At 40.7% G+C, this 23,808-nt stretch carries 19 protein-coding genes; 12 read left to right on the top strand and 7 right to left on the bottom strand.

Translation table 11 applies throughout. From position 1 onward, the window contains the following. Positions 1–6: 6 nt before the first annotated feature. Positions 7–1,056 (bottom strand): DUF3080 domain-containing protein, encoded by a 1,050-nt coding sequence (locus tag ACKLNX_RS16055; protein WP_412973074.1) that lies wholly within the window; start codon positions 1,054–1,056, stop codon positions 7–9. 346 nt (positions 1,057–1,402) lie between these two features. On the opposite strand from ACKLNX_RS16055, the gene thrS reads away from it, so the two are divergent. The 8 genes from thrS to ACKLNX_RS16015 all read left to right on the top strand — a co-directional run bounded on the left by thrS (position 1,403) and on the right by ACKLNX_RS16015 (position 9,220). Beyond that, entirely contained in the window at positions 1,403–3,319 is a 1,917-nt protein-coding gene (gene thrS / locus ACKLNX_RS16050; protein ID WP_412973073.1) for a threonine--tRNA ligase, read from the top strand. Positions 3,320–3,409: 90 nt separating this feature from the next. Next, positions 3,410–3,955, top strand: a complete 546-nt coding sequence (infC, locus tag ACKLNX_RS16045; RefSeq protein WP_412973072.1) for a translation initiation factor IF-3 — start codon at positions 3,410–3,412, stop codon at positions 3,953–3,955. 112 nt (positions 3,956–4,067) lie between these two features. Beyond that, positions 4,068–4,265, top strand: a complete 198-nt coding sequence (gene rpmI / locus ACKLNX_RS16040; RefSeq protein ID WP_411693709.1) for a 50S ribosomal protein L35 — start codon at positions 4,068–4,070, stop codon at positions 4,263–4,265. Between the two features lie 23 nt (positions 4,266–4,288). Then, positions 4,289–4,645, top strand: coding sequence for a 50S ribosomal protein L20 (gene rplT / locus ACKLNX_RS16035; RefSeq protein ID WP_297347645.1), 357 nt, complete (start codon positions 4,289–4,291; stop codon positions 4,643–4,645). Between the two features lie 233 nt (positions 4,646–4,878). Then, positions 4,879–5,859, top strand: coding sequence for a phenylalanine--tRNA ligase subunit alpha (gene pheS / locus ACKLNX_RS16030; protein WP_412973071.1), 981 nt, complete (start codon positions 4,879–4,881; stop codon positions 5,857–5,859). Between the two features lie 25 nt (positions 5,860–5,884). Continuing rightward, on the top strand, positions 5,885–8,272 hold the full coding sequence (gene pheT, locus ACKLNX_RS16025; RefSeq protein ID WP_412973070.1) for a phenylalanine--tRNA ligase subunit beta: 2,388 nt from the start codon (positions 5,885–5,887) through the stop codon (positions 8,270–8,272). 4 nt (positions 8,273–8,276) lie between these two features. Continuing rightward, complete coding sequence (locus ACKLNX_RS16020; RefSeq protein ID WP_411693711.1) at positions 8,277–8,570, top strand: integration host factor subunit alpha; 294 nt, start codon at positions 8,277–8,279, stop codon at positions 8,568–8,570. Positions 8,571–8,614: 44 nt separating this feature from the next. Beyond that, positions 8,615–9,220, top strand: a complete 606-nt coding sequence (locus ACKLNX_RS16015; RefSeq protein ID WP_412973069.1) for a hypothetical protein — start codon at positions 8,615–8,617, stop codon at positions 9,218–9,220. A gap of 12 nt (positions 9,221–9,232) precedes the next feature. Here the strand turns inward: ACKLNX_RS16015 and ACKLNX_RS16010 are convergent, their stop codons facing one another. Next, a complete protein-coding gene (locus tag ACKLNX_RS16010; RefSeq protein ID WP_412973068.1) occupies positions 9,233–11,560 on the bottom strand; it encodes a penicillin acylase family protein in 2,328 nt (775 codons plus the stop codon). A gap of 122 nt (positions 11,561–11,682) precedes the next feature. On the opposite strand from ACKLNX_RS16010, the gene nagZ reads away from it, so the two are divergent. Further along, positions 11,683–12,705, top strand: a complete 1,023-nt coding sequence (gene nagZ / locus ACKLNX_RS16005) for a beta-N-acetylhexosaminidase (RefSeq protein WP_412973067.1) — start codon at positions 11,683–11,685, stop codon at positions 12,703–12,705. Positions 12,706–12,797: 92 nt separating this feature from the next. Here the strand turns inward: nagZ and ACKLNX_RS16000 are convergent, their stop codons facing one another. The 4 genes from ACKLNX_RS16000 to ACKLNX_RS15985 are packed head-to-tail and all read right to left on the bottom strand — an operon-like array spanning position 12,798 to position 18,706. Next, complete coding sequence (locus ACKLNX_RS16000; protein ID WP_412973066.1) at positions 12,798–13,337, bottom strand: cob(I)yrinic acid a,c-diamide adenosyltransferase; 540 nt, start codon at positions 13,335–13,337, stop codon at positions 12,798–12,800. Next, positions 13,321–14,607 carry a CsiV family protein gene (locus ACKLNX_RS15995; RefSeq protein WP_412973065.1) on the bottom strand — a complete coding sequence of 429 codons (1,287 nt, stop codon included), beginning with the start codon at positions 14,605–14,607 and terminating at the stop codon, positions 13,321–13,323. The genes ACKLNX_RS16000 and ACKLNX_RS15995 overlap by 17 nt, the downstream gene beginning before the upstream one ends. After that, positions 14,597–18,106 carry a transcription-repair coupling factor gene (gene mfd, locus ACKLNX_RS15990; RefSeq protein WP_412973064.1) on the bottom strand — a complete coding sequence of 1,170 codons (3,510 nt, stop codon included), beginning with the start codon at positions 18,104–18,106 and terminating at the stop codon, positions 14,597–14,599. The genes ACKLNX_RS15995 and mfd overlap by 11 nt, the downstream gene beginning before the upstream one ends. Before the next feature lie 27 nt (positions 18,107–18,133). Beyond that, entirely contained in the window at positions 18,134–18,706 is a 573-nt protein-coding gene (locus ACKLNX_RS15985; RefSeq protein ID WP_412973063.1) for a PilZ domain-containing protein, read from the bottom strand. Between the two features lie 349 nt (positions 18,707–19,055). Between ACKLNX_RS15985 and ACKLNX_RS15980 the strand changes: the two genes are divergently transcribed. Together ACKLNX_RS15980 and ACKLNX_RS15975 are read left to right on the top strand one after the other, a co-directional pair. Beyond that, on the top strand, positions 19,056–20,276 hold the full coding sequence (locus ACKLNX_RS15980) for a lipoprotein-releasing ABC transporter permease subunit (RefSeq protein WP_412973062.1): 1,221 nt from the start codon (positions 19,056–19,058) through the stop codon (positions 20,274–20,276). Between the two features lie 242 nt (positions 20,277–20,518). Continuing rightward, positions 20,519–21,079, top strand: coding sequence for a phosphoribosyltransferase (locus ACKLNX_RS15975; protein ID WP_411693720.1), 561 nt, complete (start codon positions 20,519–20,521; stop codon positions 21,077–21,079). 141 nt (positions 21,080–21,220) lie between these two features. On the opposite strand, the gene ACKLNX_RS15970 is transcribed toward ACKLNX_RS15975, so the two are convergent. After that, entirely contained in the window at positions 21,221–21,865 is a 645-nt protein-coding gene (locus ACKLNX_RS15970) for an energy-coupling factor ABC transporter permease (protein ID WP_412973061.1), read from the bottom strand. Between the two features lie 246 nt (positions 21,866–22,111). Between ACKLNX_RS15970 and ACKLNX_RS15965 the strand changes: the two genes are divergently transcribed. After that, positions 22,112–23,797, top strand: coding sequence for an aminotransferase class V-fold PLP-dependent enzyme (locus ACKLNX_RS15965; RefSeq protein WP_412973060.1), 1,686 nt, complete (start codon positions 22,112–22,114; stop codon positions 23,795–23,797). The last annotated feature ends 11 nt before the right edge of the window (positions 23,798–23,808 follow it).

Below are 23,808 nucleotides of genomic sequence, written 5' to 3'. Positions count from 1 at the left end.
CTCGCATTAATCACATTTTTTAAAAATGACTTGCCACATTTTAACGTGCTCGATAACGGTTTTTTGATACTCAGTGAATTCGGCTTGATTATACTTTGCGATGACAGCTTTTATTGGCGATGGTAGGTGACGGTCATTGCTCAACTTTTCAAATTCTGGCTTCAGCAGGTAGTGATAGTGGTTAATCTGTGAGCCAATAGCTTGCACTTCTTGTGCGAAATACAAAGTGAATACATTGCGAATTATTTTTAACTTTTCTTTATCTTTTCTCGTGTTACACGTAAAACCAACTTGCCAGTTTGATATATCGACAGTCATTTGTTCTAAATACTTTTGAACTAAGCTTTGTGAACGCCATAAGCGCGCATATAAACGGTGTGACTGGACTGATTGTAAACTAGTTTCCATCTCTGCCAAATTGAGTTCTGGCTGCTCTTTCATTCCAATCAAGTTTCTTAAATCAAATAAGCTTTGTGTAAAGTTGTCATCTTCATTACCGTCAATAAAGCCACTCGATTTACTAAGGGCTATGTGAAACTCCTTGCTTTGGGTAATCATGTTGCTCCAATTGAGCGGGTAATGCTTACTTTTTTGTTCCAGCCAGTCCTGCATTTTGGCTCTTAATATTTCGTTCGAGCTTGTGCTAGTATTCTCTATGCAGCTTTGTAATCGCTGAATTAATTGCCACTCGTATTTGAGCCTCATTGAAGGTAATTGAGTTTTCCCCAATGCTGTATTGCGCTCTGCTACTAGTTGTTTTATCCCACAGCCCTCAATCGCATAAAACTCTCTCATGTTTATATTCAAATCTGGGATAGTAATGAGCAAAGAGTTTTTATCTGGGAATGTTAATGTGGACTTGATCGCTATTTGTTTAGGTTCAAGCTCTAACACCCTGTAAATACGCTCATGGTACTTTTCTAAGGCATTGGGCAATGCTTGGTTGCGCTGACACGATTGCAGCGATAACAAAGACAATATGAGCACAAATCGCTTGAGAGAGTTTGAATAAATTAGGAAGGGTATGTTCACGTATTTCTCTCTTTTTTGAGTCATAAAATTCAATTCAACATAAATTATGGGATGAAACGTTACTACTTTTTCAGCTCTAGTAGCGAAGGCAATCGATCAACTTATGGCTGATATCCATTAAAATATTGCTAAACGCTGATTTTATTACATGTTTCTAATGCATAAACCTGAGTTAATAATTGCATATTTGACTGTCATATCGGTATAATTTCGTTTTTTTGTATGTGGCTATCAATAATTTCGATTCGCTCACATTCAGTCGAGTTCAGTGGTTTTTTTAATAATATTGCCACTGTTTTTTATTTTACGTCAATTAAGACAAATTATATCAAGTGGCACATCGTAGGTGTCACCACTGTTAAGGATTTTTATGCCAGTCATTACTCTTCCAGATGGAAGCCAGCGCAGTTTCGAACAGCCAGTTTCAATTGTAGATGTCGCAATGGATATAGGTCCCGGCTTAGCTAAGGCTACTATCGCAGGCAAAATTAACGGTAAATTAGCCGATGCATGCGACATGATCAACAATGATGCGACATTGCAAATAATCACCGCTAAAGATGATGAAGGTTTAGAAATTATTCGCCATTCGTGTGCGCACTTGATTGGTCATGCAATTAAACAGCTTTACCCTGATGTAAAGATGGCGATTGGCCCCACAATTGATAACGGCTTCTACTATGATGTGGACCTTGAACAAGCTTTAAACCAAGAAGACTTGGAAAAGATTGAAAAACGCATGATGGAATTAGCAAAAACCAGCTATCCAGTTATTAAAAAAGTAGTGAGTTGGCAGGAAGCCAGAGATACGTTTGAGTCGCGCGACGAAATGTACAAAATACAAATCCTCGACGAGAACATAGATAAAGATGACAAACCTGGTTTGTATCATCACGAAGAATATGTAGATATGTGCCGTGGTCCACATGTACCCAATATGAAGTTTTGCCAGCATTTCAAACTGATGAATGTCGCTGGCGCATATTGGCGCGGCAACAGCGATAATAAAATGTTGCAGCGCATTTATGGCACAGCTTGGGCTGATAAAAAGCAATTAAAAGGCTATTTACAACGTTTAGAAGAAGCTGAAAAGCGTGACCACCGTAAAATTGGTAAAACACTTAATTTATGGCACTGGCAAGATGAAGCACCAGGTATGGTGTTTTGGCATAACGACGGTTGGACGATATACACTGAACTTGAAAAGTTCGTTCGTCAAAAGTTACGTGATTATGACTATGATGAAGTGAAAGCACCTTTGATGATGGACCGCACGCTTTGGGAAAAATCAGGGCATTGGGACAAGTATGCTGAGAACATGTTCACAACCGTCTCAGAAAAACGTGAATATGCAATTAAACCGATGAACTGTCCTGGACATGTTCAGATATTCAATCAAGGCTTGAAATCATACCGTGATCTACCATTGAAGATGGCTGAGTTCGGTTGCTGCCACCGCAATGAGCCTAGTGGTTCTTTGCACGGCTTAATGCGTGTTCGTGGTTTTACGCAAGATGATGCGCATATTTTCTGTACAGAAGATCAGGTATTAGACGAAGTCAGCAAATGCATCAAAATGGTTTATAGCACCTATGCTGCTTTTGGTTTCACTAATATTGCAGTGAAGTTGTCAACTCGACCAGAAAAACGAGTGGGTACTGATGAAGATTGGGACAAGTCTGAACGAGAACTTGCGCAAGCGCTAAAAGCGAACGATATCGAATTCGAATACTTGCCAGGTGAAGGAGCTTTTTATGGGCCTAAAATTGAATTCACATTATATGATTGTTTAGAGCGAGCATGGCAGTGCGGTACTATCCAGCTTGATTTCTCAATGCCAGGCCGTTTAGGTTCAACTTATGTAGCTGAAGACGGAGAACGTAAAACGCCAGTGATGATCCACAGAGCTATTCTTGGTTCATTGGAACGTTTTATCGGCATACTCACCGAGGAGTTCGCTGGTGCGTATCCTTTATGGTTAGCTCCGACTCAAGCGGTTGTTGCCAATATTACGGATAGCCAGTCAGAATATGTGAAAGAAGTTGTAGCGCAGCTTAAAGCTGCAGATGTTCGTGTGAAGTCTGATCTAAGAAACGAAAAAATTGGATTCAAGATTCGCGAACATACACTGCGTAAGGTACCTTACTTTATCGTTGTAGGTGAGAAAGAAAAAGAAGCGGGTTTAGTCGCTGTAAGAACACGTAAAGGTGTTGATTTAGGCACTATGCCAGTGTCCGATTTAGTCAAACTTTTACAAGATGAAATTAAAAGTAAAAAAATTCCATAGCAGGAATTGAAAATATAGGTATAATATGCCCGATTCGAGGAGCTAACACACAAAAATAGCTTCTCGGTTTCTTATAATGTTTTGGAGGAAATGCAAATTAAAGGCGCTAATAATAAAGCACAGAGCGACAAAGCTCGTATTAATGATGAAATAACAGCCACTGAAGTAAGATTAATCGGCAAAGACGGTGAACAAGCAGGAATCGTCTCATTATCCGAGGCTCAGGGAATCGCTGATGCAGCAAATCTGGATCTCGTAGAAATTAGCCCGAACGCAGCTCCACCCGTATGCAAAGTAATGGATTACGGGAAGTTCTTATTCGAAAAGAGTAAAGAACAAAAAGAACAGAAGAAGAAACAAAAGCAAATTCAGGTCAAGGAGATTAAATTTCGCCCTGGCACTGATGAAGGCGATTACCAGGTAAAACTGCGCAACCTGCGTCGCTTTTTAGAAGGCGGTGATAAAGCTAAAGTAACGATTCGTTTCCGCGGACGTGAAATGGCTCACCAAGAGATCGGTATTGACTTACTAAAGCGTGTTAAAAGCGATTTAGAAGACATTGCTAATTGCGAGTCTTTCCCCCATAGGGTAGAGGGTCGTCAAATGATCATGGTGCTTGCCCCACTTAAGAAGTAGTAATGGTCTAAAGTAGGTTAAGCTGCACACTTAATCTCACCTTGCTGCTAAACATAAACCACTAACAGGGTCTGCAACCTAGTTAGAAATTAAACAATGCGGAGTTTTAGCTATGTCTAAAATGAAATCCCACAGCGGAGCAGCCAAGCGTTTTAGAAAAACAGCTTCAGGTCGTTTCAAGAGTAAACAGTCTCACTTGCGTCACATTTTGACCAAGAAGAGTTCTAAGCGTAAACGTCATCTACGTAATAAGAAATTGGTTCACACTAGTGATACCGCTCTTATCCAACGTATGTTGCCGTACGTATAACCTTAGAATTTGGAGATTGAATAATGGCTAGAGTAAAACGCGGTGTAGTCGCACGCGCACGTCATAAAAAAGTATTAAAGCAAGCTAAAGGTTATTACGGAGCTCGTAGCCGAGTGTATCGCGTTGCGGTACAAGCGGTAACAAAAGCGGGTCAGTATGCATATCGTGACCGTCGTCAACGTAAGCGTCAATTCCGTCAACTATGGATTGCTCGTATCAATGCAGCTTCACGTCAAAACGGATTGTCTTACAGTCGTTTCATCAATGGTTTGAAAAAAGCATCTGTTGAAATCGATCGTAAAATCCTTGCTGACATCGCTGTACACGACAAAGTGGCATTCACTGCACTAGTTGAAGCAGCAAAAGGCGCATTAGCGTAATTCATTAACAAAGCTGGCGTAAGCTGGCGAGTTTAAGTTCTTTTTGAGAAAGCGAGCAGGATGCTCGCTTTTTTGATCCCGCAATAAAATCGTAAAAACCACCAATAATCCACATTTTTCTGCAAAAACACTGCGTAAAAGCGAGAAAAACCGTGTAAAATGCTAGGTTTACAGAATTAGTTTGTGCTTAACAAAAGCCAGAACAAACCCCCAACGTTCAAAAAGAGGAAGTAATGGAGCTTCAAGCCATCATAGAAGAAGCACGTTCAGCCGTAGAAAGTGCTAATACCCCAGCTGAATTAGACGCGGTTCGTGTCGCCTATATGGGTAAAAAAGGTAAGATAACCGACCTAATGAAAGGTTTAGGTAAGTTATCGAACGAAGAGCGCCCAGCTGCAGGTCAAAAAATTAATTTAGCCAAGCAAGAAGTTCAAGGTTTAATTAACGCTAAGATTAAAGCACAGCAAGAAGCAGAGCTGAACGAAAAGCTTTCTGCGGAATCTGTTGACGTGACACTTCCAGGGCGTTCAAAACAAGTCGGTAACCTTCACCCGGTAAACAGAACAATTGCACGCATAGAAGCATTTTTTGGCGACTTAGGTTTTGAAGTGAAAACCGGTCCTGAAGTTGAAGATGGGTTTCATAACTTTGATGCACTGAATATCCCTGCGAATCATCCTGCTCGAGCGGACCACGATACTTTCTATTTCAATCCAGATGTCATGTTAAGAACACAAACGTCTGGTGTTCAGATACGCACGATGGAAGCACAGAAACCACCTTTGAGAATTATCTCACCCGGAAGAGTGTATAGAAATGACTATGATCAAACTCACACGCCTATGTTCCATCAAGTCGAAGGACTAATGGTAGACAAGAAAGTGAGTTTTGCGGAATTAAAGGGAATTTTGCATGATTTCCTTAACCACTTCTTTGAAGAAGAAATGACAGTCCGCTTCCGTCCTTCTTATTTTCCATTTACTGAGCCATCGGCAGAAGTTGATGTGATGAGTAAAGATGGAAAATGGTTAGAAGTATTAGGCTGCGGCATGGTTCACCCTAATGTACTTAAAGCCGTTGATATAGATCCTGAACAATACACAGGCTTTGCGTTTGGCATGGGTGTCGAGCGTTTAACTATGTTGCGCTACGGCGTAAATGATTTGCGTGCATTCTTCGAAAACGATCTTCGTTTCCTCAAGCAATTTAAGTAAGACAGAATTAGATAAGAGCTTAATAATGAAATTCAGTGAACAGTGGTTAAGAGAGTGGGTTAATCCTGCAATATCTACAAATGAGTTGTCAGAGCAATTGAGCATGGCAGGCCTTGAAGTTGACGATGTTGCAGCAGTAGCGGCAGAGTTTTCTGGCGTAGTTGTAGGTGAAGTTGTCGAATGTGGACAGCATCCAGATGCCGATAAATTACAGGTTACAAAAATAAACGTTGGCGGTGACGAGCTACTCGACATCGTTTGTGGCGCACCAAATTGCCGTTTAGGCATTAAAGTTGCGGTTGCAATGGTAGGCGCAGTCTTACCGGGCAACTTCAAAATTAAGAAAGCGAAATTACGTGGACAGCCTTCATTTGGTATGTTGTGTAGCTTTTCCGAACTAGGCATGGGCGATGACCATAGTGGTATTATCGAATTGCCTGCGGACGCAACAATTGGCGAAGACTTCAGAGAGTATTTAAACTTAGATGACAAGAGTATCGAAGTCGACTTAACGCCCAACCGCGCAGATTGCCTTGGTATGAAGGGGATCGCTCGTGAAGTCGGTGTATTGAATCAATTGGACGTCACTGAACCAGTATTTGAACCTGTTAAAACGTCAATTGAAGATGTTCGAGGCATTCAACTAGCAGCTCCTGAATCTTGCCCACGTTATTTAGGGCGTGTTATCAAAGGTGTTGATTTATCTCGTCCTAGCCCACTGTGGATGCAAGAAAGATTGCGCAGAAGTGGCACTCGAAGTATTGATGCAGTGGTCGACGTGACTAACTATGTCTTACTCGAGCTGGGCCATCCGATGCACGCCTTTGACAACAATAAACTATCAGGTGATGTTGTTGTGAGAATGGCTGAAGAAGGCGAGAAACTAACCTTACTCGACGAAAATGAAGTAAGTTTAAAAGCAAACACCTTGCTTATTGCTGATGCAGAGAAAGCATTGGCAATGGCTGGCATATTTGGTGGCTTACATTCCGGTGTTACCTCATCGACTAGCGATATATTCTTAGAAAGTGCATTCTTCGCTCCAGATGCAATTATGGGCAAAGCTCGTCAGTATGGCTTGCATACAGATGCATCTCATCGCTACGAACGTGGTGTTGACCCTTCATTGCAGTTACAAGCAATGGAACGAGCAACTCAGCTCTTAGTTGAAGCTTGTGGTGGTAGCGCAGGACCTATTGTTGAAGCTAAAAGTGAAGAGCATTTACCTAAAGCACGCTCAATTACATTGCGAGCATCAAGACTTAAGCACGTGTTAGGTATTGATATAGCTGCAGACAGAGTTACTGATATCTTAAATAGACTTGGTTTGAATGTCACTGTCATTGACGGTGCATGGGAAGTGATTGCACCCCTGTATCGCTTCGACATGAACATAGAAGAAGATCTAATAGAAGAAGTCGCCCGTGTATACGGTTACAACAATATTCCAAATCAAGCGCCTGTAGCTAGCTTACAAATGCGCGAAAGTAGCGAAGCAAGAATTAGTACTTATCGTTTTAAAGACTTACTAGTTGATCAAGGCTTTCAAGAAGCGATTACATATTCTTTCGTTGACCCTAAGAAACAGGCATTAATGTTTCCAGATATCGAAGGATTAGTTTTACCACATCCGATATCAGCGGATATGTCTGTTATGCGCGTTAGTCTATTACCAGGTCTTTTATCTGCATTGTCATATAACTTAAAGCGCCAACAAAGTAATATTAAATTGTTTGAAACTGGGCTGAGATTTATGCCAGATTCAAACGAAAAGTCTGGTGTTCAGCAACAAGAAATGATTGCCGGAGTCATGTCGGGCAACATTGCAAATGAACATTGGTCGATTCCATCAGCCGGACTTGATTTTTTTGATGTAAAAGCAGTTACAGAAGAACTGATTGGATTGGGAATTGAAACCCAAGACATTGAATTCAAGGCTGAAAAGCATTTTGCGTTCCATCCAGGTCAGTGTGCTGGGGTCTACAAAGGTGATAAATGTATCGGTTTTGTAGGTGCAATACATCCTAAATTAGAAAAAGGGCTAGGTTTGAACGGTAAGACCTTTGCTTTTGAGCTAGAATTGGTTAGTATTTCAACAAGATCCTTGCCTTGGATCAAAGCAATTTCTAAATTTCCAGTGAATCGAAGAGATATTGCTGTTACAGTAGATGAAGTTGTCGATACAGGTAAGGTATTAAAATGTATCGAAAAACTTGGCGTAACCGATTTAATTGACCTAAACTTGTTTGATGTTTATAAAGGTAAAGGTATTGAGCCCGGCAAGAAAAGCTTGGCACTTTCAATTTGGTTACAAAACTCAGACCGAACACTAGAAGATTCAGATATACAAAAATCTGTCGATATAGTGGTGAAAGCGCTGGAAGATAACTTTAGTGCATCTTTGAGAGATTAATCGAATGGCATTAACCAAAGCCGAAATGGCTGAACATTTATTTGAAAAGTTGGGTTTAAACAAAAGAGACGCAAAAGACCTAGTCGAAGCGTTTTTTGAAGAGATTAAATCCTGTTTAGAGGCTGGTGAGCAAGTAAAGCTTTCCGGCTTTGGTAACTTTGATCTGCGCACCAAAAATGAGCGCCCAGGTCGGAACCCAAAAACGGGTGAAGATATTCCTATCAAGGCCCGCAGAGTCGTTACTTTTAGACCAGGTCAAAAACTAAAAAGCCGTGTTGAAAACGTTAAACTTGACTAGTTAGTCAGAGTTAACGAAGGCTAACAGAGGCTACTTTTAAAAAAATGTATTGGTTTAATGCGACTAATATTGTGAAACGCTCGCTATACGCGGGCGTTTTCGTCTGTTTATTTGGGTGCCAACCCGAGAGCTACGAACAAAACCCTAAGCCAAGCGATCCCTTACCTCAGCAAAGTGAGTTACAGACTCCTTTACTCAGTTTAGATGAGTTGCTGAATGCTGATGATTTTCAAGCTGGAATAAAGCTGGCAGTAATCAATGAAGATAGTGCAGCACTGGAGGACTGGCAACAGCAATTGTTGGCAGCGGCGAAAGAAGTCCGACTATCGCAACGAGATTTAAACAAAATCAGTGGTAAGCAGGGCTTAATGTTCATTCAGTTTGAAGCGAAAAAACAGTTGTTTCATGACGAGTTTGTTGAGCGCTTCATGCATTTCGAAAATATCGATGATCTTATCGAAAAATATCCTTATTTAACCGGAGTGCATCAACGAGCACTTTTACTCATAAGTGAACGAGATAGAGCAATACAACGGGCTGCTAAATTGCTTGCTGATGATGGCCTCCAAGGCGATGCCGTCAAGGAGGCTAGAGCACAGTGGCGTGACTATATGCTTAGCAGTGGAAAGCTTTCAATCCTGAAAAACTGAGTATTTAAAACGCTATTTTTGCTCCGCTTTGATAGTTATCGTATGTCTTGCTTCCCCTGGCAGCATTGCTGTGTTTTTACCTTCCGCATATTGCATAAAGCCTGCATCGTAGAATTCAGACAAGGGGTGACCAGATTGACCACCGGGTAGTGTTAATATGCCGTTTTCCTCATTACCTGGCCGCACTATTAAGCGTTGTGAGGCGCCAAATTTCTGTGCTTGCACTGCAGGCATATAACTATCCCCAAAGCCTTCAACTTCAGGCATGTTCAACAAGCCTGCTAATGGGCCAAGCTGTGCTGCGAATGGGTGCTGAATCTGAAGTTTGTTAACCTCACCCCATTCAATACCTTTCAGCGTTTCTGGGTTGGCATCATATTGTTTAACTAATTTACTCTTAGTTTCTTCATAACTCGCTATTAAGAATTCGTCATATGAATCAAAACCTAAAGGTAACCAGCTTTCCGCCTCTTTATCTAATAGTTGCCAAATGGCGGGTTCAACGCTACGTAAGGCACTACCTAGTGATAATTGACTGCTTTTTACTTCGTTGTATATTGGCGCGAGCAGTGAGTTAATTACAGTAGAGCGATAACGACGGGATAGGGTATAGCCTATTGAGTCCGCACACGCGCAATTGTTCCATTGTTGAAGTATTTGAATGTCATTGCTATATTTATCTGCTTGTTTACTTAGCACTTCAATCAACTTGGTATGCCACGGTAAAATAAATCTTGCTTCATTATCTAACTGAATGTCGTAGAAATCTTGCTCAGAAAAAGACTGAAGGGCAAATAGGCGGTCACGAATTTGTAAACCCCTTGCTCCAACCGCATATCCTCCGTCGCCATAACGTTTAAAATCTGAAGCTGAGACAACACGAGCGTTCGCTGTCCATAAACGTCCATGACTAGGGTTGATGAAACTCGGAAGGTTTGCTTCTTGTTGTAACCAAAGTGGTGAATAATCTGCTTCGTCTATCGCATACAGAGTTGGTGTTGTTCTTGCTGTTACCGCGCCGATTGGACGCCACCCAGCATTCCCTTGGGCATCAGCTAACATGAAATTTTGCACTGGAATGCCAACTTTGTCAGCTAGGCTAAACGCTTCCTCTAAATTTGAGGTATGAGCCATTTCACCCATATACATGTTTACCGCATAATCTTGATGCGCAACCCATGCCAGAGCATATTTTTTGCCTTCCATAGAACGAACGGGGCCATACTGACTCATCTCAATTAGAAATTCTTCTTCACCATCCTTCAACTTTATAGTTTCCGTTAAGGTTGTGGTTGGCGTGTCATCTGATAATCTAATCCAGTCAACGTTATCTAAGTTGGCATTGGTAAACCCCCAAGCGATCTTCCCATTTGAGCCAACAATAATGATGGGAGTGCCGGGAAGGGAGACCCCAGTTACTTTGATCTTATCGTCATTAGAGACATAGTTTAACTGTGCACGATACCAAATAGGAGGTACGCGCAAGCCTAAATGCATATCGTCGCTGACCATTGCGCTTGCGGTATCTGTTAATGCGCCAGTAACAGCCCAATTATTGCTGCCTATATCGAGTGGTTCAGAAATCGCGTTGTAGGATAGCAAGTTTGTTTGTGCATTTTCGCTTGAATCTGAGTGTGCTGTTTCATTGTTTAAGTTTGGAATGTCTGTTGGTGAACTACTGACAATACTGCCATCCAAAGCCGCTTGATAAGGACTAGGCATATTCAAGAAGTTGAGTAAACCGTAACCATACTTTTCTAACATCAGAGTATTGACAAGATCTCGTTCAACTTGGCTACCTTGTAAATCAATATACATGCTGTAACTAACCAACAAGCTATCCTCTGGAAGCCATGCCTTGAATTCAGTGCTGGTTAGTAGATATTCAAATGGCTTTGCAGTGTATTCACTTACGGCTAAATTAACGCCTTTAGCATAGCTTTCCAAAAGTGCCTGTTGACCCTTCGGTAAGTTAAAAAATGCTTTTTTTGCTCTTTTACGAAATTGGTGGAAGCGTGCTTTTTTGTCCATGTTCAATGCAATGTTGCCGACAATCTCAGAAAGTTCTCCGGCTGCACTGCGACGTAGTAAGTCCATTTGGAACAAGCGATCTTGTCCATGGGCATAGCCTAATGCGAACACAGCATCTGAATGTGATTGTGCATTAATGGTCACTGCACCAATTTCATCCCTTGTTATGACCGTTTGATTATTTACCCAGGGCGAAGAAAATTCATTATCTAAAGAGGGAAGGCTCGCGAGTAGCGTAAAATAAACAATGATAAATGCGAGAGCCGCCAAGGAAAATAAGACAATAAATAGAGATTTGATTAACTTCATTTGTTTTTCTTTTTATGTTTAAGCTTTATGATAGTCAAGGCTAAGGGAATCCAACTTAGCTTACAAGTTTTATCCGGCTCGAATTAAGTTATTCGTCTATCTTTTTAATTGAAAGGAACATTATGTCACCCGTTATTCTTGATGTGAACAGCTTCGAACTTGCTCCTATTGAACGTGAAATGCTGCAACATCCGCTGTGTGGTGGTCTGATACTGTTTAGCCGTAACTATGCGGAAAAGGCTCAGTTATCTGCTTTAATAAAAGATATTCGCCGTACAGTAAAGAAACCTTTTCTTATTGCTGTTGATCATGAAGGGGGACGTGTTCAGCGATTTCGAGACGGCTTCACTCAAATACCAGCAATGTCTAAGATAGAAAAGTATGAAGTGACGCAACAGGAGCAATTTCGTTTGGCGAATGCAATGGGCTTTTGTATGGCTTACGAATTGATGCAACTAGATATAGATATCAGCTATGCGCCGGTACTTGATCTCAATGGTATTAGTGAGGTGATTGGTAGCAGAGCGTTTTCGTCTGATGTAGATGAGGTAATTACTTTAAGTACGAAGTACATAGAAGGTATGCATCAGGCTGGTATGAAGAGCACGGGTAAACACTTTCCGGGTCACGGTTCGGTATGCGAAGATAGCCACATAGCTATGCCCGTTGATAGTCGTAGTTTCGAACAAATTCAAACCAAAGACATGCGCGTTTTTGCTGAGTTAATCAAGGCTAAAAAAGTAGACGCGATTATGCCTGCACACGTTATTTACTCTGACGTTGATGATAAACCAGCGGGATTTTCAGAAGTATGGCTAAAGCAGATCTTACGTAAACAACTTGGTTTCGAAGGCGTGATCTTCTCTGATGATCTGACAATGCAAGCTGCCAGCATTGCAGGTAGCGTGACGGAACGAGCGGAGATAGCGATAGAAGCCGGATGCGATATGGTTTTGGTGTGCAATGCTCCCACCGAAGCAGAGAAAGTATTAGATGGTCTCAGCCAAACAAAGGTTTACAGTCAACTTTGGCATAGTTTGTTGCTTCAAGACAAGACGAAGTTAACCTTGGACCAACCTAAAATGAAATTGAAGTATTCAGAGAGTACAAAAATCATTCATAAGGCAAATGAACTGTTTTCATAGTGGTAGTGATTAAAGAAAATCCCAGCCAATACAAGGTGAGGTAATTCTTGAAGGACATAAGAGGTAGCTCAAAAACCACCTCAAAAACTACCTTAAACCTCGATGTCCGGAATATTGGAATTGTAGTTAAGCGCTCTAGCTGCGACGAAAAAGTAATCCGAAAGCCTGTTTAAGTATTGAATGCAAATCTCAGGGACATTTTGTTGCTTTGAAACGCTAACAAGACTGCGTTCTGCTCTTCGTGCAACCGTTCTACAAATATGTGCTTGTGCTGCAAGCTGACCGCCACCCGGCAGGATAAACTTTGTTTGAGCAGGTAAATTTTGCTGTAAATTGTCTATAGCCTCTTCAATTATCGTAGTTGCGCTCGCGTCAATTTGTGGCTTATCAGATATGGCAAAACCAATACTGAAGAGAGTTTTTTGAATTTCGTACATAAATGAAGCGCTAAGAGCATCACTATTATTGTGGCCTGAATCAACCAATAGCGCATTGAGCATTCCAACGTGGCTATTAAGTTCATCAATCGTGCCATAGCATTCAAGTATCGCATCGTCTTTGCTTAAACGCAGAACTTCTGATGTGTAAACTTGCGTTGTGCCTTTGTCTCCGGTTTTAGTATATATCTTCATTTTCAACTTCTTCTAGCTTTTCGTATCGTTGTAACCTGATCACAAGACCCATTTTAGGATGGTCAAAGTAGTGGATTTGCTTACTCACAATACGTCTACGTTGTTTAAAGGGGTATTGTTCAATTTCAGCTTCGCCAAAACTATTCACTTGAATTTCATGAAATTGAAATTCTGATTCAATATGTAAATAGGGGACTCGATTGATATAATTTAAGAAGACTTTCACTCTACCATCTAATTCCCATACATCATCAATAGAGCTTGTTTCAGTAGACTCAGTTTGTTGTTTAGCCGCTTGTTTATCCCAATTTACCGGATTTGCTTCGTCAAGTTGCTGTTTGAGTTCTGCAAAAAACGTTTCTGAATTTTGATCGATGATATTATTCATCTCAGGATCATATTTTTCTTTCAAGACCTCATATGACACTACTTCAGGTTTAGGTAACTTTAACTTTTCGCCAGCGTAAACGCGGTAGTATGAGGCATTCTCCTCCCCAAAAACTACTTGTTGACGCCAAGCGATATGGCTAAGCGGGCTTATATCCCGTTGGGCAAAAAGTTTTTTAGCGAAATCTATTAGTGCTAATTGATCGTCAGCTAACAAATGTGAATTGTTTGACTGACTTAGTGTAGGTCTTCCCAAATAAACGGGGGTTTTGTCTGATTTTTCATATGTAATGACGTTCTTAGCCAATGCTTGTTTTTTTGAGCTGCAGTTGTTTGGATCGAACATGATTGCAAAACGTTCTTCAGGTGTTAAAACATCATCAATTGGCGGGTATGTATTTATGCCCTCGGAGTTTTCAGTTTCCATGGCATCTGAAGTTAAAGAGTCTGAAGCAAACGAATTTTGTTGTTCGCTCTCTGCAACAAATGCCTCTGGCGCAGCGATAGGATTATTCTCAGGAGTGAATGACTCAGAAGTATATAAATTGGCGTCTAAAGAGCATTCAAATAGCGTGTTCTGAATATAAACTAGAGAGTTCAAACCTTGGAACAAACTTAAACTAATTAGGTCTTTCGCATTTTCTGAAGATGCAGTGAAAGCAGCAGACTTAAAGTCTTCCTCAAGTCGAGTATTAGATGTGTTGCGCTTAAATGCGATTACCTCTACATCAAACCACCAGTCCTCTTCATCTTGAGCAATACTCTGCATAGGTGCTGTTAGTATACTTACCAGCCCAATAAGTTTAAGTGTTGCCAAAACACGACGCAGCCCGAAGTCGCACAAATTGATGCTTAATATAGTTGTTGAAGCATTAGCTTGCATGGCATTCCTTTAAAAATTTATCGAGTAACTCTCGGACATGATCCAGTTTTTGCTGCGCACTGTCGAGCTTTTTCATGAACCTCAACTTCATTGGACCTTCAAACTTGTACTGGCTCGGGTATTTTTGAATGAGCTGAATCAAAAATCCTGGGTCAATTTTAGTAGTCTGCTCAAATTCAATGAGGCCACCCGTTTGTGTGGTTTCAATTTTTCTGATACCGATTTTTTGAGCACTAAGTTTTAGGCCAGATTGTTTTACTAAATTTTTAGCGCTATCTGGCAGCAGACCAAAGCGGTCAATGAGTTCAATTTGAAATTCATCAATCTCATTCTGATCCTTGCATCCGGCCAATTTCTTATACAAGGAAAGTCGGGCATTAACGTCACCGATGTAATCATCAGGTAAGAGGGCGGGTATACGAAGGTCAACCTCAGTTTGCGCGGCAAGAACGTCATCTAAGGAAGGTTCCTTGCCTTCTTTCAGCGCTTGAACTGCTTGTTCAAGCATTTCCATGTAAAGGCTAAAGCCAATGGTATTGATTTGTCCTGATTGATCGTCGCCAAGTAATTCGCCTGCACCACGTATTTCTAGATCGTGAGTTGCTAGTGCAAAACCCGCTCCTAAGTCTTCGAGCGAAGCAATCGCATCCAAACGTTTAGCCGCATCTTTAGTCATGCGTTTTGGATGCGGCGTAAGCAAATATGCATATGCTTGGTGATGAGAACGACCAACTCGGCCTCTAAGTTGATGCAGTTGAGCTAAGCCTAAATGATCGGCTCTATCCATGATAATTGTGTTTGCAGTTGGCACGTCTATACCGGTCTCGACAATGGTTGTACAAACAAGAACATTGTATCTTTGGTGGTAGAAGTCGTTCATGACGTTTTCAAGTTCACGCTCACGCATTTGACCGTGACCGATGGCAACTCTTGCTTCAGGTATAATTTCTTCTATTTCCAGTGCTGTTTTTTCAATCGTTTTCACTTCGTTATGAAGGAAGTAAACTTGTCCACCACGCAATATTTCACGCATGATAGCTTCTCGAATAATGTCGTTTTGACGCACCTGTACAAATGTCTTTATTGCTAATCGTTTAGCTGGAGGTGTCGCGATGATTGATAAATCACGCATGCCACTTAATGCCATATTCAAGGTTCGAGGAATAGGGGTGGCAGTGAGTGTTAAAATATCAACGTCTGCGCGAAGGGCTTTAAACTTCTCTTTTTGACGCACGCCGAATCGATGTTCTTCGTCAATTACGACTAAGCCGAGATCTTTAAACTTAACGTCATCTTGCAGTAATTTGTGTGTACCAATCACGATATCGGCTTGCCCATTCGCCAAATCATTAATCACCGCTTTTTGCTCTTTCGTGCTACCAAAGCGAGATATGACTTCAATCTTAAATGGCCACTGAGCAAATCGGTCCTTAAAATTTTCATAATGTTGCTGTGCTAGCAGGGTTGTTGGCACAAGTACCGCAACTTGCTTTCCGCTCGAAGCGGCAATATAGGCAGCCCGCATTGCTACCTCAGTTTTACCAAAACCAACGTCACCACATACGAGTCTATCCATTGCATTTGGACTTCCCATATCTTGTAGTACTGCATTGATAGCAGATTTTTGATCAATGGTTTCTTCAAATGGAAAACTGTCTTCAAATGTTTGGTAGTCTTGCCAGTCGATGGGGTATGCGTAACCAGGTTTTGCTGCGCGTTTTGCGTATACATCTAAGAGCTGGGCCGCGACATCCCTGACTTTCTCTGCGGCTTTACGTTTCGCTTTACTCCACGTGTCGTTACCGAGATTATGTAATGGCGCATGGTCAGGATCGCCACCACTATAGCGGCTAATTAGATGTAAACTCGAAACTGGGACATATAATTTAGCGTTCTTCGCGTAAGCAATAGACAAATACTCCGTGGCGACACCGCCCGCATCTAATGTTTGTAATCCTAAGAAACGACCAACTCCGTGGTCGATATGCACCACAGGTTGACCTTCAGTGAGTTCAGCTAAATTTCTAACAATCGCACTTTCGTCGGTTGCCTTTCGCTTATCTTTTAACTTTCGCTTACTAACTTTGTGGCCAAGTAATTGTGTTTCCGTAATGAATAAAAATGGCTTAGCTTTGTCGCTAAACTCAAAGCTGTTTTCAACCATTCCGACACAAATAAACACATGATGTTTTGTTTCGTTAAGAGCGTCTTCAAACGTGGGACTATTGGTCGGAAATATTTGTGCCTTGTGCAAAACGTCCATGAGGTTCTCTTTGCGCCCTTGAGACTCGGCACAAAAAATGACCTTCTTTGCTGATTTTTTCGCTTTTTTAACGGCATCCTGAATTGCCTGATAAGGATTCTTCGCAGTTAAATCAATACCAATTCCCTCAATGGGACGACAGGAAAAGTTGTGTTTCCCCGCTTTATTGGGCAATGAAGTATCAACCAGTTGTGCACTTGGCCATTGTTTTAAGCGAGTTAATAATTCATTGGTGTCTAAATACAAGTCAATAGGAGATAGCAAGGGTCTAGCTAAGTTATAACGATATTGCTCATAGCGTTGCAATAAGTCTTTGTTAAACTGCTCTGAGCCTTTATTCAAGTCGCCGTAGTACAGCATCAAGGCATCGTCATTGAGATAATCGAATAAGGTAGATGTATTTTCAAAAAACAAAGGTAAATAGTACTCAATACCGCTTGGCATTGTGCCTTTGCTTACCTGATAGAAAATAGACTCCTTATCTGCAGTATTACTCCTTTCAAACTTTTCGAGATAGTTTTCCCTGAATCTTGTGATTGCGTCTTTATCGGTAGGGAATTCTCTCGCTGGAAGCAAACGAATCTCTTTAGTTTCATCTAAACCTCTCTGTGACTCTGGATCGAAATATCTTATGGTATCAATTTCATCGTCAAACAAGTCGATACGGAAAGGCTGATCACTACCCATAGGAAATAAATCAATAATACTTCCTCGAACGGAGAATTCACTGTGGGTCATCACTTGACTCACGTGCAAGTAACCCGACTTCTCAAGCTTTCTTTTAAATTCGTCAGTATTTAATGTTTCACCAACTTTTAAATACATCAGATGTTGACCAACATAATCAACCGGAGCCAATCGTTGTAAAAGCGTATTGATTGGAACAATAAATATACCCGGTTGCTTCTTGCTGAGCAGGTAAAGTGTTTCTAAACGCTGTGAAACGATGTCTTGATGCGGTGAGAACCCATCGTAGGGTAATGTTTCCCAATCTGGGAAAAGTTGTACGTGAACTTCTTGCTTGCGCAAAAAGAAAGCGAGTTCTTTCTCTAGTTTTATGGCACTAGGACTGTCTTCAATCAGAACGAGCAAAGGGCCGTTGTGTTGCTTTGCTGCGTTTGCGATGCTGAGAGCTTGGCTAGCCCCCTTTAATTCACCCCAATGAATATGATCAATGATATTTGAATTATTCAGCGATTTTGCCTTGGGTAAAGGCACAGAAAATAGATTCGACATGCGGCTAGATTGTTTCTCTATGGTTAATTAACGGCTTTTGCGTAATTGGCTGGTTTGTAAATGCAGACTGGCACGAACAAGCAATTCTTGGTCTTGGTCTCGTATGTGCGTGTAAACGTAACTTACCTGATAAAGATCATCGATAACTTCAAGCTCAATGGCTTCTGCCAAACAATAAATTGCAGCGGCTTCCTGCTCTAAGAATATCTTAACTTCAGCAACTGCACCGACTTCAACAGGCTTTGAATGGCTTACTACAATTCCACCGCCGCCAAACTTAAGCGCTTCTGCACGTTTTTCTTCCTCATCCTCTTTAATGAGTATATAAGACATCATCAAATCAATTTTACGCGCTTGCAGTTGCAGGTAGTTCACGAGCTCTTCTAGTTTTTCGCCCATTGAACGCAAGGGTTTTAGCGCCTGTGATTCTATTTCGGACAACTCTGATGCAATTCGAAAGGCATAAGGCATATCACGTTCAAATTCATCCATTGTTTGCAATGCGAGTTTGCTATCGACAATACTAATATTAACCTTGGTCGGGTGCTTGATTAAAAAGAATGACTCAAACTGCTGTTTTTTTTCTTCTAATGAGTTCAAATGCAATGTCCTATGCAATATGCGTAATCGTGACGCTTTATTCAGGCGCGTTAAATCTTTTTGTATAAGTTGTTACTATCGCCCAGTGTTTGTTTATAATACCGACTTTATTTATGTTTTTTGGTTTTTTTCTTTTGCAAAAACTAATGCTTGTGTTTATTCGAACCCAGCTAACTGTTTTGCAGACAATATTTAGAGGCCTAATCTACCAAAAAATGACTTAGGTTTCACGCTGGTTTAAGATACTAAGTCGATTTTACGATTCTTTATCGATAAATATCGATGTAGCAACTCAGTAAAAGCGAGCACCCATTTATAGCACCTAACATAAGAGCCCTTTAATAAGCAGATGTCTTTCTCATTATTTCCGACTTTACCCATTTCTGCGTTCATAGGAATGCGATATTCGAAAACCTCGAATAAACGTAGTTTTGTGTCTTTTATTAATCTCTTTTCTGTTGTTGGAATCGCCTTAGGAATTGCATCGCTTATCACCGTATTGTCAGTTATGAACGGTTTGGAAGGGCAGTTAAAACAGAAAATACTGGGCATTCTTCCGCACATTGTTGTAGATAATCGTGGTCCTATCTTGTTACCTGAGACATTGCAAAGCGAAGTTATAGCAAGGACCGATTTTGTTGAACAAGAAGTTATTGTTCAATCCAGCAAATTAATTAAAGGGTTATTTTTACAAGGTGTAGACACGAGTATTGAAAAGCAGCATTCAATTATCGCTGAGAATGTTATTGCAGGTAATTGGGGGGCGATGCAGGCAGGTAGTTTTAATGTGTTAATCAGTCAATCACTTGCTAATCAATTAAGAGTTTCTATTGGGCAAAGGTTGCGAGTAATTAGTCCTTCGGCGAGCACATATACGCCATTGGGACGCATGCCAAGTCAAAGGTTAGTAACGGTTGCAGGCATTTTTCAGCTAGATTCTGAAGCTGATGACAAGGTCATGTTGATGAATATTAACGATGTTGCCAAGCTTTCACGTAAACGAGATTTATCGTTTGTCGGTACGCGATTATATTTAAGAGATGCATTTCAGTATCAGGCTGTAATTGAAGAACTCGATGGACAAGGTTATTCCTATACAACCTGGCGCGAAAGGCAAGGCCCTTTGTTTGATGCGGTAAGCATGGAGAAGAACATGATGTCCTTGATGCTCTTTTTAATCATTGCTGTGGCCGCATTCAATATTGTTTCGGCCTTGGTCATGGTAGTAACGGAAAAAACCAGTGATATTGCAATATTACAAACTCAAGGTTTGGTGCCAAGTGACGTCATGCTGATATTTATTTTAAATGGTATCTTTAACGGCATAAAAGGTGTGATATCGGGAGTCATTTTGGGTTTGCTCTTTGTTTATTTTTTAAATGATCTTTTAGCATTAATGGGCTCGGGTTTAGCTTTTGGCCCCAATGGTGCGGGATTACCGATTGATACAAAGTTATCTGAAGTTATTGTAATTTCGATTGGCTCTCTAGGCTTGTGCATTTTAGCGACGCTCTACCCAGCGTACAAAGCTTCGTCGATTGAACCTGCAAATAGCTTACAAACTCAATAAACGTTATAATCAGTTTGAACATATTATGGCTGAGTTGTAATTTGCATGGATGAATGTTTCTAAGGATAAATGTTTCTAAGGACGAGGGCTTCCAAGGACGAGGGCTTCCAAGGACGAGTATTGAGCATCTTTTTATTTGATGCCAAACCTAAGCAAACTATTTTTTAAATGTTGTGTGAAGTTTCAAAGCTAATACACAACATAAACGCAATTTAAATACATTACGAAAGAGAACCTACATTTTGAGTAAAAACTATATCAGCTCACAATCATTACTAGAAGATAGTTTTCGCCTAGCTTCTAAAGTGTTCAACGACGGCTTTCGCCCAGACTTCATTATCGGCATTTGGCGAGGAGGAGCACCCATTGGGATCGCGGTACAGGAGTTTTTTGAATACAAAAATACGCCTACTGACCATATTGCGGTAAGAACGTCTTCTTATTACGGCATCAATCAGCAGTCTAAAGAAATTAAAGTACACGGTTTGCATTACCTGATAGAGAATGCCAATGCAGGAGACAACCTCTTAATTGTCGATGATGTATTTGACTCTGGACGTAGCGTTGAGGCATTAATTAAACAAATCGAAGTTTTGATGCGTTTAAACACCCCTAAAGACATTAGAATTGCGACTCCTTGGTATAAACCTCAAAACAATAAAACCAAGATAATACCTGACTACTTCGTAAATGAGAGTGATGAATGGTTGGTATTCCCTCATGAACTTGCCGGTTTAACAAAGGAAGAGATCATCGAAGGTAAAACAGAACTATCTAATATACTAGATGTTATTTTCGACTAAAATTAGTTTAACTCAGATCTCGGAAACTAGCCGCTATCAGAGCAGTTAGCTAGGTATATTACCTTAAAAAACGTTTACAAAGGCATTGGTAAATTAAAACCAATGCCTTTTTTTATGGAATTTGTACCAAGATGTTGAGCTTTACTTTCCGTCAATGTAAAACTTGTCGTTGAATGTATAAACCCAACGAGGTTTGTGGACGACAAGGGAAGTCATTGTGAAGCCATTGAAAAACGCTTCTGAGAATATCAATAAAGGTATCAATATTACGTAATTATTAAAAATAGAGTCCCAAGTTAAGGATGAATCGGCGTAAAAATAGCCTGCCATAGCGAAAATTTTCAATGCAATGCTTAGTGCACCAGGAAAAAAGGCACAAACAAACAGGTAGATAAAAAGGTTTTTAGGGAGTTTGTGAAACGTCAGACTGAAAATTGCGTAGGTGAGCGAAATGGGGAGTAATACGCCTAATAACCAGTTGATGCCAAGCATAGAAAAAGGTTCGTAGCCCACTACAGTAATGCCAAGCAGAGCGATAGTCGCAGATATCATAGCCCACCGAAACCCCAGAATCAGCGCCAATGAGGTCAACCATAAAAAGTGAACTTGTAATTCGTCGACAATACCAACTCTAAAAATCCAAAGTATAAAGACAGCAGCGCTTGCTCCAAAAAAACGATGTTGGAAAGCACTGTCATCGAACAGTTGTGTGAAGTCTGTGTTTTTATAGATAATCGAAAGTCCGATTAAACTTACAATGGCAGCTAATATTTGTAGTACAGTCATATCTACTCTAAAAATTACCTTAATAGGGACGTTTGGGGGAGGCTTTCATTTGCCATCGATACAATCATTCAGGTCGAAAAGTTTATTTTTCGACCTTTCTTGCTAATGTTCGGGAAATTATTAGCTAATACCTTTATTATACGTGTCTTAGTTCGATATTCACAAGGCTAGCATTAGTCTTTATGCATAAAAGCTAGTAACAACAGAATGATGATTGTTACGGTATTAATAAGCTGAAGGATTTACGTGTTTAAACATCAATTCCCGTTTTTTGCCAATAAGCCAGAGCAGGTGTATCTAGATAGTGCTGCAACGACACAAAAACACGAGTCTGTAATTGCTGCCGTAAATAACTATCATTCATTCAGTAATGCCACTGTTCACCGAAGTGCTTATGCTATAGCTAACGAAGCAACTCAACTCTATGAAGAAGCGCGAACCTCCGTTGCAGCACTTATAGCTTGCAACAATAGTTCACAGATAATATTGAATAGCGGTGCAACTGAGAGTATCAACACTATCGCCGCTGGTTTGCATCGAGACATGCTTCAGGGGGAGAAAATCCTAATCCTAGCAAGTGAGCATCATGCGAATATTTTACCTTGGCAGCAGCTATCTAAACGTTTGGGTATGAGTATCGACATTGTTCATTTGTCAAAAGATGGACAATTTCAGCAAAGTGAATATGAGGCGTTTAAAAGACAGTTGAATGAGAGCGTTGCCATTGTCGCTATGGCTCATGTGTCAAACGCGTTGGGAAACATTTATCCAGTTCAAAGCATTTGTTACTTAGCGAAACAAGTTAAGGCCATTTCTGTTATTGATGGCACTCAGGCCATTGCGCACTTGCCAGTAAATATAGAAGAACTTGCTTGTGATTTTTATGTGTTTAGTGCTCATAAAATGTATGGTCCCACGGGAGTGGGTGTCCTGTTCGGAAGAATGGAGTTGCTTGAAAATTTAACACCTCTAAAGCTCGGAGGTGAAATGATTAGGCATGTGTCATTCACTGATGCTCAATATCAAGCACCGCCATTAAAATTCGAAGGGGGAACGCCCAATATCTCAGGGGTCATTGGCTTAGGTGCTGCGGCGAAATTTCTTTCAGCCAACTTGAGAGAGATTCAAAACCATGAAAAGAGGCTTTATGAAACTCTGACAAGCGGTTTACTCCAAATAAAGGACCTGAACTTATTGGGTAATCTAAATCCGTCAGGAAAAACCGACGTATGCAGTGAGTCAATTGGTTTACACTCTTTTGTACTTAAGAATCATAATTTGCATGATTTAGCTCAATTGATCTATCAACAGAATATTGCTGTGAGGGTAGGTCATCACTGTGCAATGCCTCTGATGCAATGTTTAAAGGTAGCGGGTACGATGCGCGTTTCGATTGCTTGCTATACCACTGAAGCAGATATTCAAACCTTTTTAGATTGCTTAGTAAACGCAATTCAGCAACTTAAAACCGGCGATGATATAAAGCTTCAAAAAATAGGCTCTGCAAGAAAGCTTGGAAAGCAACTAGACGAAGATACTAAAGAAACAGCTAATTTACCTATTGCCGCGAAAATTCGTGACGCAAAAGGATGGGATAATCAATATCGTCAACTAATGCTAGCAAGTAAGCACTTGAAAATATTACCCGTTGAACTTCGTATTGATGAAAATGCAGTGTTCGGTTGTGAATCAGAGTTATGGATTACATGGTGCGATGAGCGCCTGTGCGCATACACTCAGAGTAAAGTTGTTCGAGGCATTCTTGCATTGTTACTGGAAAAAGTAGACGACCTGCAAAACGGGTCAAAGCAAGCGAGTACGTTTGACTATTTTGGATATTTGACAGAGCTAAACCTAAGCCAGTTTTTCAGTGTGGGCCGAAAGGATGGTATTCAAAATGCGATTGCGGCGATAAAGAATAAGCTAGTCTAAGCGCTTTAACA

Source organism: Glaciecola sp. MF2-115, assembly GCF_047250385.1.
Lineage (GTDB): Bacteria > Pseudomonadota > Gammaproteobacteria > Enterobacterales > Alteromonadaceae > Glaciecola.
Note: the sequence above shows the minus strand (reverse complement) of the source record. Positions and strands in the feature narration are given on the sequence as shown.